Origin of the sequence: Paenibacillus sp. FSL L8-0158 (assembly GCF_038592965.1) — a bacterium.
Lineage (GTDB): Bacteria > Bacillota > Bacilli > Paenibacillales > Paenibacillaceae > Paenibacillus > Paenibacillus polymyxa_D.
Genome location: NZ_CP151949.1, coordinates 1,810,043 through 1,823,195, shown reverse-complemented (window position 1 = coordinate 1,823,195; position 13,153 = coordinate 1,810,043). Strand labels below are relative to the sequence as shown.

Sequence of the window (13,153 nt, the reverse complement as noted above, 5' to 3'; positions counted from 1 at the left end):
TAGACTACTTTTTATGAAGCAGCAGAGTTCCAGGAAAGGCAGGAGTAAAAAAGAATGCTCTGTGATAAGTGTGGGAAAGAAATACCCAAGGAAGCGCCTTCTGTAATTATTGCGGAAGGGAAGTAACTATCAATACAGCACCGCAAGAAAAAACATCCGAAATTAGGAATGATGGTCCGATTCCTAAAGAGATCAGCTATAGAAAGAAAATTATTATCTCAATTGCTCCATTTCTTATTTTATGCCTTATTATCGTAGGCTTTTTAATCGCAGCTCCCTATATCAGTTATATTCAGGCTAAGTCATTAATGAATAACGGTGAATTTGACAAAGCAACTCAAGCCTTCACCAATTTGGATGGGTACAAAGATTCCGATGAGTTGATTAATGAAACAAATTATCTAAAGGCACAACACCTTCTAAAAAATAAAGAATACGAAAAGGCTATTGAATTGTTTATCAATTTAGTCAACTACAAAGATAGTGTCAAGCTAAAAACAGAATCAATATACTTACTGGTAAAGCAAAATTCCTCCCAAGGTAACTACGCTTCGGCAATTGAATTACTTGAACCAATCCAAGATTATAAAGATTCCTCTAATTTACTGAGAGAAGCGAATTATCGGGAAGGAGTTAAAAAATTTAGGGCGTATAACTTTCGTGAAGCAAAAGAATTATTCATGCAAGTAAAGACTATCAGGACTCAATACAATATTTGACTCAAGCTTCTTTGTATAATAGCTTTCAAGACATTTGGGAAGATGAATCAGGTTACGAGAAACTGACTTTTAAAAATGGAGAAGTAACCAAGGTACTCTCTTTTAATTCTCAAGATGAAAGCACTTATACCTGGCCTGTTATCCTAATTGGTACAGAATTACATGCTGATAACGGCACAATTTATTACCTAAAGAATGACAAGCTTATTTCAAAGGATGAAAGCCTTGGAGTCAACACCTTCACCAAGATTGGATATTACGAGGATATCCCGCCCGAAAAACTCGCTCCCCAAATTGGTATGTCTGAACAGGAAGTAATTTATTCAAAATGGGGACTACCCAAACATATTAATAAGAACACTACTACTTACGGTGTAAACGAACAATGGGTCTATGATCAATACAAGTACATCTATTTCGAAAATGGAGTCGTAACAGCAATTCAAGATTAGTCCACATGCGGAGTCTTCGGGAGAAATCGAAGGCTCTTTTTACTGCTCAAAAATCCATTGTTCGAAGAAGGCTCAGTGAGCCCGTTCCTTTTTAGGGGATTATGCAATAGCTGATATAATATCCTCTAGCTTAATCCAGCTAAAATCATCTTCCCCGCGAAACAGTTTTACTTCGCGTCTTGCGGTGTTAATTGACGTAACTACACCAGTCATAACCGTATCGTCGAACGGGCTAAATACGATCACCGTGACGGTGTTACGTGAGTTGTAAGAGTCTATGAGTGCTTGCTCGATTAGTTGTACCTCTTGGTCGTCCAACTCTGGCTTCCCTCTTCGTTGTCGGTCCTTCATGAGCTTCAGATACGCTTCCTTATGTTCCGGTATGATAATCCGACTGCTTTCCCACAACCCGTTACCTTCTAATTTTTTTGACATGTATGTAGCCTCCTGATGTGTTATGTAGAAATTATATAGCGAACATTTGTTCTGTACAAGGGTTTTTATTTGTCACATCTGAAACTTTTGTACTAGAAAAATATTCCTAGCTTTGATAGACTGCTGTAATATAGATTGATTCAGGGGGTTACATATTGGCTATATTGGCGGTGTTGTGTTTTTTTGCTTTTATCGCATTTATTGTATTAGACGTAATATCTTTATTTAGAAAGACAGGAAGAGCGAAAAGGATGTTTTTTTCATCTCTTGGAACGTTTATTTTAGGAGTTGTCTTCTCTATGTCGAACAGTCCTGAACTAATGCAAAGTAATGATTATTCGCCCGCAAAAACTCAAAGCTACCACACGGAACCTATGGAAAAAGAAATCACCGAAAATAAACCAACGATAAATGCTGAGGAATTCAATCGTATTGAAATAGGAATGAATTATGAACAAGTAACCGATATAATCGGGGATTATGGAGAGCTTGTTTCTGAAAGTGAGGAAGCGGGTTCTCCATTTCTACAGTCTTATATCAGTATGAAGGTGAAGGTTCACTTGGAGCAAACGCTAGTATGATGTTTCAAGGAGGAAAATTAACAAACAAGACCCAATATGGACTTAAATAAAAAATGCCCCGGAGAAATCCGGGGTTTTAATATTCCGTATAGTATCGGTTTGCCGCTCCAGGCGGTGTGACGATCTTCTGATCGTGATCCCAGCCCTCTATAACTACGATATGGCGCGTATCCGATTTGTCTTCCCACAAGATATAGTTGTCCTTTTCCAGAGCTAACAGTCCCGCCTTTATGTCCTCTGTACGCCTTCCTGTCTTTATCTCCAGTTCCTTCATTGTGGGCAAATGTGGTCTTCAAACTGGGACATTGTACAGTATTCGTAGTAGTTTACGATCGATACCAGGTAACCAAGCGATCAACTCCTTTGTAATAATTTACATGCAAACTTTAGTTCGTAATCAAAAACAGAGTTCTTAAATCAAAAAAACTAAAAATATAGGCAATAGCCCAATCCATCTTTTATAAATAGCGTATTCTATAGGCATACGTACATGAATGGGGGAATTAATTTGATTATAAGTCAACAACATGGGCAATGGATTTATCAATATCGCGGTCTTTCTCTTACTGGTGATTTGCAGAATTATAATGGCGGTTAGTTCGACCTCCAGAAAGGCATGAAACTTATTTAATTGAAGATGGAAAAAAACGTTGGATTTCAGACCCGAACATTTTTAACAGGCTTTTTAAGGGCGATGTCCGGCAAACTTTTGGGTTAGATAGTATACCAAATGGTATGCCAATTAAGATGGGCTCTGGGCTCTTTACAACAGAGTTTACTGGAGATAAAGTATTTTGGCTTGATATAGAGGAAACGGGTAGAGTGGTCAAAAGATGGGTAACAAGCCCAGAGGCAATGAATAAATATCATTTTAATTGGGATAATATTAAACCTGTATATGGTTTTTTTGCAAACGCCATTCCTGATGGGCGGGAAGTAGTACGTTAAGAGAAAGTAATTAATATACTCGTATTCAATAAAACCAGAGAGACAGCTATATCTGACTTTAACACTTTATATGTATGGTTCATGCTGATCATCTCAATAATTTATTCGGTGAATGGTGTTGTAATTCCTTCAATAAAAAATCCCCGCCGACGATTAAGGTTAGCGGGGATTTAATTTTATTTAGAGTATTCACTTACTTCAAACGTTAAGGATTTTTTAATATTTAATTATAGCTGATCCTGCTTTAGCCCACTCTTTTGATTCTAATTGAATCCATCCATATACTTTTGAATCAGAGTTGATCTTTTGTTTTATCAGAGAAAGGTTCTCATAGCTGGAGGAACCGTAAAGACTCCCTGTTTTTGGGGCAATTTTTACTGATAACGTATTTTCTATACTCGGTGTATTTTCATCACTTGTCCAGGCCAAACGATTATAATAATTAGCATTAAAAGGATTTTCTAAACCATTAATTGAAAATTTCACTCTTTTCCCTATAATATATACATCTGTATATGCCGTGTCATCTTTAAAAATTACCGATTGTGATAAAACTAATTCTTGATTTGAAGATTTTTTGTAAGTGTCAAGCGTTACAGTTGCTGCATCTGCAGAAGCTGACAGCGGAGCGATAACTGAAAACAAGAGAGCGATTGTGGAAAAACATAAAGTAGCTTTCCTTCCTAATTTCATACTCATTTTTCTGTCCCCTCCTTCTTTTAATCTTCATCAATAAACATACAGCTTAATAACTGTCAAAGTAAGGGGAGTTTTGTCTGACATGAAAAATACACATTTGATTAAGTGCCTTTTTCGCGTCACTCTAAATTCAAACTGATCAACGAAAAAGGCTCTGCTGACCAATTAAGGTTAGCAGAGCTTTTTACTATATATAGATAAATCTAAATCAAACTATCTCCCCCCCATTGATTCACATAACAACATCATTTAATGTTACTTAGTGACTATGTACACAGATGTGCAGATTAATTATAATTATTTTTGTAGTTAAATTATAGAAAGAAGGGATTTAATTTGAAAAGATTAATGAGTTTTGGTATCGCCACATCATTGCTTCTGTCACTAAGCCCTGCTGCTTTTGCGCAGGATTCAATTTCAGCAAATCAAACTGTTAATGGTTTCATTAAAGTGATTGAAAATACTGAGAATCAGGACGGGCATGTTATTACTCCTTTTGATATTCAATTGATTAATCCGATACATCACACTGGAAAAGGAGCATTTGAGAAAACCTTCACCATGATCCCTGAGAATGGAGAAGACGCCAATGTGTTCGTTAAAAATAATGGAAGTTCAACAGTTTATGTAGAGATTAAGAAAGCAGGTTCTAGCACCTCTATAGACACTTCGGTTTCACCTGGTAGTCAAAAGACCTTGCAAATTTATTCCCAAAGTAAAAACTCATATAGTGTATACATTTACACCCAAGACGGTTCCCAGATGGACCTCAATATAAGCGCAAGACAATTCTAATTAATGTACAGAAATTACTAAGTGGCTTCATATACATCCGACTCACATAAAACAGAGAAGGACTCTATCGGCTATATACCGTTGGAGTCCTCTTTCACATCTACTCTAAATTCAAATTGGTTCCGTATGTAATACGCTCCAGCAATCTTAACAGAATTAGACGAAAACTTTTCTATAGTGCCACCATAGTCTATAACCGACTTTAACACTTTATATGTTTGGTTCATGCTGATCACCTCATGTTGTAATACGTTCCACCTTTTCTGAAGTACCTTGGGTTATTACTTTAACCTCATCTCCAACGATTAAAATGCCATATTCATTTTCCTGTACTCTGACTTCTTTCCGATCCGATCCTTCAAATTGGCATGTAATAAAATATTTTTTTGTTGAAGAATTCTCCACCCAGTCTACTCGTTTATCAATTATTTTTGCGATTCGTTCAATTTTGGGTTGTTTTAAATTTCTCGCATGTTCTCGGTTTGAAGATATTATAATAGGCACAAAAACAACTAATATTAAACCGATCATGGTAAGAAAAATTTGAAACGCTTCGAGCATATTTTATTCACTCCTCAAAATTTTATAGTATTCCATAACATAAAAACACCCCACCAACTTAGCCAATAGGGTGCCACGGCGCTTTAAAATGTGTTGTTATCAGTACGCAAGTAGAACCTCAATGCTTATTAATTGCCAACAACTCTCTCGACCTTTGAAAATGTACCTTGCTGAAGTACAATAACTCTATCTCCAACAATAGTTACTCCGTATTCAGATTCAGGTGCTTCAAATTCACAGGTAAAATAGTAGTATCTAATCGAACTGTCTTCCTTTTGGTACATTCGCTTATCAAGTACCTTAGCCACACGGGTCACAATAGGTTTCTTTTTGTTGTCGATGTCTTCCCATGTTTGCATTATAATCGGTATTATACAAAAAACAGAAAAAGCACCGATAACAAAAATCCACAAAATAGCTTGTTCTCCCATATATAAACACTTCCTCCTAACATACTCAAGATATAAATGTTATATTATTCCTTTACGCTATTACAGTTTATAAGTTTCATATTTAAAATCCCTGTATGATTTATAAAATTATACACTGCATTACTAAATATAATATCGGAAATTGAACTGTTTAATTTGATATCTTTCCAACGGCAAACAGAAAAACACCCCACCAGCGTATGCCAGCAGGGTATCACCGATGCTTTTGGATTGCACAACGGTGCTTCCGTATGTGTTGTTATAAGTATAAATTAACTGGGTTTTTCTGTTAATTTATACTTATATGTATGATTCATACTGATCAACCTAACTAGCTAATCTATGAAATTATTTGAGAAATCCTTGAACAAAAAACTCTGACGACCTAATAAAGGCAGCAGAGTTTTTGCTGGTAACTAACTAATCAATTAGATAGTTAAAAATGCTTTGGTAGTCCCCTAATTAGAGGGACCGACCAAAGCATTCCTAATATTAAAACAATATTTTATTTATACTTTGTAAAAAACAAATAAATCGCAAAATTCAGAGTTGCAATTAAAGATAATACAACTAAAAAGCTGCCTATTATGAAAAACTTAAAGTTATTCCCATTATTCATTAGACACACGCTCCCTTGAGTTACAGGAGCTTCGGGTCGGTCCAAATTAATTTTACACCATTGAGTTATGAAACGTCAAAATCATTTTATAAGCCTTATTCTCGGCTTTCCTATAGAGTATATATTCTGAAACTCCGACTCAGTTAGGGAGGTCACATTACTCAAATCCTTGTATGAATACTTGAGTTCAGAGTGATGGACTTGTAAAATTTCCTCTAGCATAGATGGCTTTTCAAATGGAAGATCCAGTTCAATAGGTTCTCTTGTTCGATAGCCCGATTTCCCCATTTGAGTCCACAAGTATCTTGACTGTCGCTCAGTAATTTTATTTAAGTCCACAGCCCTTTTTAGCAAAGCATTCATTGATACTTTCCAATACGGCTTCAAAGCAGCAAGTTTAGGAAGCGTAATACCACCCAAAGAGTGAGATATCTCATTTCTAGGCATAAGAAATTCAGAAGAGAAACGGTCCGCTTGTTCTTCAATATCCACATCTTCACTTGGTGGTTTTCGATGCATAATAATATGTCCAAGTTCATGACATAGTGTAAAACGGATTCGGTCCATAGTTCGATTAAAGTTTGTGAAAATGAGCGGGGGAACACCAGGATTCCATAAATGAATAGCATCTATATTAGCATCTTCAAAATCGAAAGGAATAACTATTGCACCCGCATCTTCTAGAACATCAATTACATTTTGTATTGGTCCATTAGGAATTCTAAAAGTTGCACGAACTATGTGCTATTTTTTCGACATCACCATCATACTTTTCTGGGTCCATATGAAAAAACGTAGGCTCGTCTAAATCAACTGATCTCAGCAAGGTTTGAATCTCCATTCTTCTCAATTCAAGCCGCGCATAAACAGTATTTAATTGTCGTTGGGGAACCGCCTGTTTTTTTCTATGGAAAAATTCACTCAAACCAATTCCGTATATCTTTTCTTCTCTTTGAAAAAAATTATTCGGATAATTTAAGGCTTTTGAAATTTTATCTAATTCTTCTTGAGTATTGAAATCAATCCATTTTCGATTTTTGAAAGTTTACCCTGTGTAAAGCCAATTTTTTTGGCCAATTCACTTTGGCTGATAGATCGTGACTAGTTGGCTATTATAACTCACGCTATTTGTTAATTGCATTTTTATCACCAGCACTAATAGATTTGTCTTTAACCCGAACTCTTGTTTTTCTTGTTGTAGTCTCTGAAGGTGTAGGTAGCGGGAAAAGGGCCGGCTCCGCAATAGGAGTTACCTCTTCATGAGTGATATCCCACTCCCAGATATTTACCTTTCCATATCTGTAAGTGATATAAACCCCATCAATATTTGATTGAAGACTATTTAAAGTATAACCAACATGCAGCAATCCATACGGAGGTAATCCCTCCAATTCCAATTGTACAACATCCTGAAGATCATACGCTAATGCCTGCATTGTCGTTATCCCACTAGAAAGCAGATTATCGTTAAATTTTTTAAAGCGTAATGTTAGGAGGCCTTCAATAGAAAGCATAAATAATCCTTTTCTTTCATCGGTACCTACTTTAGGTAATCCCTCAAATCGTAGCTTAATCTCATCTTTAATATTATCATGGCAGATCGAAGCGGCTGTTCTTTGAGAATGTTTATGCCTTGTCTGCGCGTATTCTTCACCTATGTAATAATCCTGGACAGCTTTAAAAACAGCAGCTTTTATCAAATTAACATACGGCTGCAAAATCTCAATTGCATCATCTTTTAATAAGGGTTCCAGAGCTACCCTTAATGTTTAGTGAGTGTTTTCACTTCATTTGTTCACGATTACTCCTCTAAAACAGAACTATCATATAGTAAAAAACAAGTGGCTCTTGCTAGCAGGGCTATTTATTTTATCCTTATATTCTGTAGTTACAGGTGTCATGAGTAACTTTATTTATCTGGTTATATAACCCTAGTTCTGATAGACTATTCCCGTTGTAATTACATTTATTAACACAGGGGGAAAAGTCGCAACATGAACAAAAATATTTTTATAACGGGTATGTGTGTCCTTGTACTAATGATGGGATTGGCTGCCTGCGAGAGGCAATCAAATGAAGAGCAATCAGTCTCCCAGGAATCTGCACCAGCTGTTTCTGAAGAACAAGCCACTCCATTATCTAAAGAAGAATTCGAGCAAATGTACTCAGACCCAGTAAGGTTCAAAGGACGTTCTGTGGATTTTTATGCAAAAGTAGCTACAGATCCTAGTAAAGAAAGTAACGCTATATATATTCAGGCCTACGTAGATCCTAAAAATTCCGAAAAAAATACTATGATAGGGTATGCTGATAGCTCTCTTAATGTCAAAGAGGACGATTTTATACATGTTACTGGAACTGTTGCAGATGAATATGTAGGGGAGAATGTATATGGTGAGGAATTGACTGCTCCCGCCATCGAAGCGGATAAAATAGAAAAAACTGATTACGCTACCGCTGTAGCCCCTGCATTGAAAACCATTAAAGTAAACAAAATTGTGAAACAACATGGCTATGTAATGACTCTTCAGAAAGTGGAATTTGCCGAAGAGGAAACAAGGTTCTATTTATCAATTGAGAACAAATCGAAGGACACAATTAACTTTAACCTTTACCACACTAAGTTAATTCAAGGAAGCAAGCAGTTTGAACCAGAAGATAGTTATTATGGTACAGACTATCCTGAGTTACAGTCAGACATACTCCCTGGTATAAAAACCGAAGGTATTCTGAGGTTTGAAGGAGTAGATCTCTCTAAAGGTAATTTAAAAATGATTGCTGAGGGTTCTTCGGAAAACTACAATCTTAATTTCGACCCATTTAAATTTATAATTTCAACTAGATAATTTTATAAAGACCCTGTTTATGCAGGGTCTTTGCCATATCATTTAGAGGTCTAGGTATCTATTTTTTATTCAGTGGGTAGAGGCGCTTGAGCAACTATATTTGAGACTTTTTCCGGTTCTGGTGTCGCAGCAGTGGTATCGGTCCAGTGGCTTGTGAAGGGATTGCCGTAACTTGAGCTGCCAACGATGATACTGCCTCCTTAGCTGCCGCTTGAGTAGCTTCTTCGTTTGGTTGTGATTCTGTAACAATTGTCTTCGTTTAGAGTTATACTCCAAGTATGCCTTTTCTATCGCGGATCGAATCTCTACTGCCGACACAGTAATGCCCTGTTCTGCCAAGCGCAATGTAGTATACTGCAAAGCCTCTTGAAGCTTACGTTCTCCTCCAGCTTCTTTAAATGCTGTTTGAGCAAGTGCGAAAGCCTCTCCTGCTACTTTATGGATCACTTCACGTTGTGCTGCTGTAGTACGCGCTTCTAACCACACGTTAACCTTAGTTTTGAGTTTGTTCAGACCTCCTAAAACAAATGCTGTAAGCACACCCGCAGCGGCTGTAACAATGGTATTTACATAAGTCTGTACAGTTTCGATAATTGTTTGCATGATTACTTTTCCCCTTTCGTTAATGTTGCGATTTTATTTTTTTGGTCCCAGGACACTACTGCACCGTAAGCATCAGCAATTGGTCTGAGCTGCACATACGCTGTACCCTCTACAAGTTGAACAGTTTGCAGCTTGGCTCCGTTTAAATGCGCTTCATTACGGGCGTTATCCCAGTGATAGGATAAGCCCAAGGCATTTGCCAAAGACCGCAGCGGAACATACGTCCTGCCACTAAAGAGCAGCGTCTTCCCTACCTGTTTTCCATTTACGACGAACGAACCGGACGTGACTGTCGCCGTCTGCTCAGGGCGCTTTGTGAAACGTTCTCGCAGTTCGTCCGTTGTACCGTCATACTCATTCATATCCACGTTCCCTTTTATCCCGGCTACCTTGCCGCTATCGCTGTATTGCCAAATATCCCACCGCTTCCATGTCACTGTGTCGCTTGGGACACGAGTATCACTGTATCGTGCTATCCATAGTGGGTAACCGCCCAATGAGGCGTTAAAATTGGCTGCAAATGCATTGCCTGTATAGATAATGGGCTTACGTCCTGTAAGTCGCTCCAGCTCCAGCAGGAAGGCCAACGCTACAGCACTAATAAGCGTTTTGGACAGGTTGCCGGGATTATTTTCAAAATCCATTACAGGCGGCAGGTCCAGTGATTTCCCACCACCTACCTGTCCCAATACTTCGGCAAAGTGCCTCGCTTCTGCTTTGGCTGCCTCAACGCTGATTGCGTCTACAAAGTGGTATGCTCCCAACAATACCCCGGCTGCTCTGGCTCCTTTTGCATTCGTGGTGAATGTAGGATCAACGTAACGTTGCCCCTGGCTGGCCTTGATGAAGGCAAATGAAATACCATCTGCCTTAACCGCCTTCCAATCAATCTTACCTTGATATCTGGATACGTCGATCCCTCTTGCATTACAGCTGTTTCGTCGTTGCATCCTCTTTCTCTCCTTCCTTACCACCTTTACTTTTCAAAACTTCTACGGCCTGTCGGATCACAGGCGGGATAGGAGCGCCGAGTCTGCCGCCATTCTCCAAAATGGACAACAGCTCATTTGCCATATAAAAATAGGCGACCGCATCCCGGAATAGGTGCGAATCGCCTAAGACTCCATCAATCAGATGGGATACTGCTACCATTGCAAAAATAAATACCTTTCGAGCGATACCGATAAGACCAATCTTACTTTTTAAACCGGGTCCGGTTCCCCTCTTACCTTCTGCGCCAGCGGCAAATAATCCAGTCACATAATCAATAATGACCAGAGCAAGTAACACCCCCAATACTCCCGACCACCCACCGTAAAAATACGTCACAGCACTGCTTCCTAAAGCAGTGCTGAACTTAAAAACCTCCCACTTATCCACCTTGCTTCCCCCGTCTCTCCGTTCAGGAAACTTTTCCTGAGCTATCTTCGTCTACTTTCTGTTCCTTTTCTTCTGGGCCTGAATCTCTGCTAATGCATCTCCTATTGCTATATCCAAACCTTTAAGTATTTCTTTCCGTCGTGCTGGCTGTGAAGCAATTACAGCAGAAATGATCTCAGTTAAATCCTCAATAGGTCTGGTTAAATCTAGTTGTATGTCCAATGTAGATTTTATCTTTGCCATGGGTTTAGTCACCCCCCTCAAGACGCAAAATAAGCCCCTGATTTATCAGAGGCTTTCATACTTATATCTTAAATTGGTTTTGTTGTTAAAACGCTACGGATTTTAAAGGAAAATATTATTTGGTGAATATAAGCTACTATAGTTTTCTTGCTTTGAATACAAAAGTTACAGGAAGCATCTTCGCCTTTTTCGCGAATTCACTGTTATCATCCCACGATTGCATAATTTCATCATCAGATTGCTCAATCATTTGCTCAACTACAAATCCCGCTTTTGCCAACGCATTCACATAGGTTGATAGTTTACGGTCCGATAATGCTAGTGTACCTTCACCAAGTGATACTGAATACCAAGATTCATCAAAGTAACATTTTTTAAAAGTAAGCATATTATTTTCCGCTACAACACATTTGTGTATAGGATGAGACCAACTAAAAATAAATACACCGTCTTTTTTCAGATAAGAAGCGATCCGGCAAAAAGTACCCTCAAGGTCGGTGGTCCAGCCTATGGCATAAATCGAATAAACGAAGTCAAAATATTCCTCAGGTATACCACATTCTTCTTCCATGGGAGAACAAATCAATTTTGCTGACAGACCGCACGACGTCAAATGTTGCGTTGTCTTTTCGATTTGTTTTTCTGATATATCTGTACCCCATAGTTCAGATGCTTTCAATCCTCCCAGATATTGCAAGGAATGACCGCTCCCACAGCCTATTTCCAGCACCTTTTTTCCTGAGACATCGCCAAAAAGTTGGAGTTTTTCTTCTGAGACAAATGCTCCATAGAAAGGGAGTGCAGTTGCTCCTAATATTTCATTTCCTTTTGTGTCCCAAAAGACGCTGTTTATTTTATGTATAGAATTCTTGTCCATGTCGACCGAGACGGCGCTACCAACCTCGCCAGCGCCTATAATGTTTGTTCTATAAACAGAATTTTTGCCCATGCCGAATCATCCCCCAATATAAATAATATAAGACTAAACGTATATCCTTTTGATATTCGGTGTATATTGCAATCAACACCTTTTGTTTAGCATCCACTTTCATGTAACCGCCTTCTAAATTACTAATTCGAAGGAGAGAGCTGTTTTCCTTCCAAAAATCATTCTTTCTTATAAAAGAAAAAGCCCTCCAGTTTAAGAGGGTTTTTGTGTATACAGTATATAATTTGTTCATTACGTAGTTACTACAGATTTTATTTCAGTGCCGCTATAGCTTTATTTATTTCTTCTAGTTCTGTCTTATATTTAGCTATATCGCTTTCAATATTAGTTAATTCTTTCTTTGTTTTTTCCGCATTCGATTCACCAATTGCCAAAGCTTTTTCTGAATTAAACGGATTGGATTCTAATAGCTTATTTGCAATGTCGAGTTCTTTCGATAACTTCTGCTTGCTATTTTCGGATTCTGAAATATATTTCTCTAGTTCATCTTTTCTTTGTTCTAATCTCTCTTTGCTCCAACCCGCATATTTCACTTCTTTTTCTACTTTATTAAGACTAGAAATCTTTTCAGGAATAGCCCCAGATGTCGTACTGGCTTCAGTTGGTGACTCTGTACTTATCTGAATTGTTTTGCCGTCCACTTTTAGATCCGCTCCTAAAGAGTCGGTTACAGCTCGCAAGGGAACATGCGCTTTTCCGTCAACTACTATCGCGTTTTCAGCAAGAGAGTTTCCGTTAACTTTTACTGCATACTCCCCAGCGACCTTTTCCCCAACTAAAGATTTGATTTGTTCCGCAAATGCACTTCCAGCCGTAGCGACAACCGCACCAATTAACACACCGCTGAGTAAATAAGACCATTTTTTCATTATCCGTGCCTCCTACATAGTAT

Annotated in this window: 19 protein-coding genes; 6 read left to right on the top strand and 13 right to left on the bottom strand. The window is 38.1% G+C overall.

The annotated features are described in order from the left end of the window. The first annotated feature begins 68 nt into the window (after positions 1-68). Together NSQ68_RS08375 and NSQ68_RS08370 are read left to right on the top strand one after the other, a co-directional pair. Positions 69-719: a hypothetical protein gene (locus tag NSQ68_RS08375; RefSeq protein ID WP_342428574.1), complete on the top strand. Its 651-nt coding sequence runs from the start codon at positions 69-71 to the stop codon at positions 717-719. Then, positions 716-1,171 carry a hypothetical protein gene (locus tag NSQ68_RS08370; RefSeq protein WP_342428573.1) on the top strand — a complete coding sequence of 152 codons (456 nt, stop codon included), beginning with the start codon at positions 716-718 and terminating at the stop codon, positions 1,169-1,171. Before NSQ68_RS08375 ends, NSQ68_RS08370 begins: the two co-directional genes overlap by 4 nt. Before the next feature lie 99 nt (positions 1,172-1,270). Here the strand turns inward: NSQ68_RS08370 and NSQ68_RS08365 are convergent, their stop codons facing one another. After that, positions 1,271-1,606: a YolD-like family protein gene (locus tag NSQ68_RS08365; RefSeq protein ID WP_342428572.1), complete on the bottom strand. Its 336-nt coding sequence runs from the start codon at positions 1,604-1,606 to the stop codon at positions 1,271-1,273. A 155-nt stretch (positions 1,607-1,761) separates the two neighbouring features. Between NSQ68_RS08365 and NSQ68_RS08360 the strand changes: the two genes are divergently transcribed. Next, positions 1,762-2,187 carry a hypothetical protein gene (locus NSQ68_RS08360; protein ID WP_342428571.1) on the top strand — a complete coding sequence of 142 codons (426 nt, stop codon included), beginning with the start codon at positions 1,762-1,764 and terminating at the stop codon, positions 2,185-2,187. A gap of 76 nt (positions 2,188-2,263) precedes the next feature. Here the strand turns inward: NSQ68_RS08360 and NSQ68_RS08355 are convergent, their stop codons facing one another. Further along, the gene (locus tag NSQ68_RS08355; RefSeq protein WP_342429096.1) at positions 2,264-2,461 is read right to left on the bottom strand and encodes a hypothetical protein; all 198 of its coding nucleotides are present in this window, start codon (positions 2,459-2,461) and stop codon (positions 2,264-2,266) included. Between the two features lie 461 nt (positions 2,462-2,922). On the opposite strand from NSQ68_RS08355, the gene NSQ68_RS08350 reads away from it, so the two are divergent. Further along, positions 2,923-3,135 (top strand): hypothetical protein, encoded by a 213-nt coding sequence (locus NSQ68_RS08350; protein WP_342428570.1) that lies wholly within the window; start codon positions 2,923-2,925, stop codon positions 3,133-3,135. A 216-nt stretch (positions 3,136-3,351) separates the two neighbouring features. Here the strand turns inward: NSQ68_RS08350 and NSQ68_RS08345 are convergent, their stop codons facing one another. Continuing rightward, entirely contained in the window at positions 3,352-3,834 is a 483-nt protein-coding gene (locus tag NSQ68_RS08345; RefSeq protein ID WP_342428569.1) for a hypothetical protein, read from the bottom strand. Between the two features lie 336 nt (positions 3,835-4,170). On the opposite strand from NSQ68_RS08345, the gene NSQ68_RS08340 reads away from it, so the two are divergent. Continuing rightward, complete coding sequence (locus NSQ68_RS08340; protein ID WP_342428568.1) at positions 4,171-4,629, top strand: hypothetical protein; 459 nt, start codon at positions 4,171-4,173, stop codon at positions 4,627-4,629. Positions 4,630-4,866: 237 nt separating this feature from the next. Here the strand turns inward: NSQ68_RS08340 and NSQ68_RS08335 are convergent, their stop codons facing one another. The 4 genes from NSQ68_RS08335 to NSQ68_RS08320 form a co-directional block, all read right to left on the bottom strand. Next, on the bottom strand, positions 4,867-5,190 hold the full coding sequence (locus NSQ68_RS08335; protein WP_342428567.1) for a DUF2500 domain-containing protein: 324 nt from the start codon (positions 5,188-5,190) through the stop codon (positions 4,867-4,869). Between the two features lie 128 nt (positions 5,191-5,318). Then, positions 5,319-5,621, bottom strand: coding sequence for a DUF2500 domain-containing protein (locus NSQ68_RS08330; RefSeq protein WP_342428566.1), 303 nt, complete (start codon positions 5,619-5,621; stop codon positions 5,319-5,321). Positions 5,622-6,321: 700 nt separating this feature from the next. Further along, complete coding sequence (locus tag NSQ68_RS08325) at positions 6,322-6,933, bottom strand: ImmA/IrrE family metallo-endopeptidase (protein WP_342429095.1); 612 nt, start codon at positions 6,931-6,933, stop codon at positions 6,322-6,324. Between the two features lie 431 nt (positions 6,934-7,364). Then, positions 7,365-7,940: a hypothetical protein gene (locus tag NSQ68_RS08320; RefSeq protein WP_342428565.1), complete on the bottom strand. Its 576-nt coding sequence runs from the start codon at positions 7,938-7,940 to the stop codon at positions 7,365-7,367. A gap of 294 nt (positions 7,941-8,234) precedes the next feature. On the opposite strand from NSQ68_RS08320, the gene NSQ68_RS08315 reads away from it, so the two are divergent. After that, a complete protein-coding gene (locus NSQ68_RS08315; RefSeq protein WP_342428564.1) occupies positions 8,235-9,086 on the top strand; it encodes a hypothetical protein in 852 nt (283 codons plus the stop codon). 69 nt (positions 9,087-9,155) lie between these two features. Here the strand turns inward: NSQ68_RS08315 and NSQ68_RS08310 are convergent, their stop codons facing one another. The 6 genes from NSQ68_RS08310 to NSQ68_RS08285 form a co-directional block, all read right to left on the bottom strand. After that, on the bottom strand, positions 9,156-9,689 hold the full coding sequence (locus tag NSQ68_RS08310; protein WP_342428563.1) for a phage holin, LLH family: 534 nt from the start codon (positions 9,687-9,689) through the stop codon (positions 9,156-9,158). A 2-nt stretch (positions 9,690-9,691) separates the two neighbouring features. Further along, positions 9,692-10,639, bottom strand: a complete 948-nt coding sequence (locus tag NSQ68_RS08305) for a GH25 family lysozyme (protein WP_342428562.1) — start codon at positions 10,637-10,639, stop codon at positions 9,692-9,694. Next, a complete protein-coding gene (locus NSQ68_RS08300) occupies positions 10,617-11,069 on the bottom strand; it encodes a phage holin family protein (RefSeq protein WP_342428561.1) in 453 nt (150 codons plus the stop codon). The genes NSQ68_RS08305 and NSQ68_RS08300 overlap by 23 nt, the downstream gene beginning before the upstream one ends. A 51-nt stretch (positions 11,070-11,120) precedes the next feature. Further along, the gene (locus NSQ68_RS08295) at positions 11,121-11,312 is read right to left on the bottom strand and encodes a hypothetical protein (RefSeq protein ID WP_342428560.1); all 192 of its coding nucleotides are present in this window, start codon (positions 11,310-11,312) and stop codon (positions 11,121-11,123) included. 136 nt (positions 11,313-11,448) lie between these two features. Next, positions 11,449-12,261 (bottom strand): class I SAM-dependent methyltransferase, encoded by an 813-nt coding sequence (locus NSQ68_RS08290; RefSeq protein ID WP_342428559.1) that lies wholly within the window; start codon positions 12,259-12,261, stop codon positions 11,449-11,451. 251 nt (positions 12,262-12,512) lie between these two features. Continuing rightward, the gene (locus tag NSQ68_RS08285; RefSeq protein WP_342428558.1) at positions 12,513-13,130 is read right to left on the bottom strand and encodes a 2,' 3'-cyclic nucleotide 2'-phosphodiesterase; all 618 of its coding nucleotides are present in this window, start codon (positions 13,128-13,130) and stop codon (positions 12,513-12,515) included. Positions 13,131-13,153 lie beyond the last annotated feature (23 nt).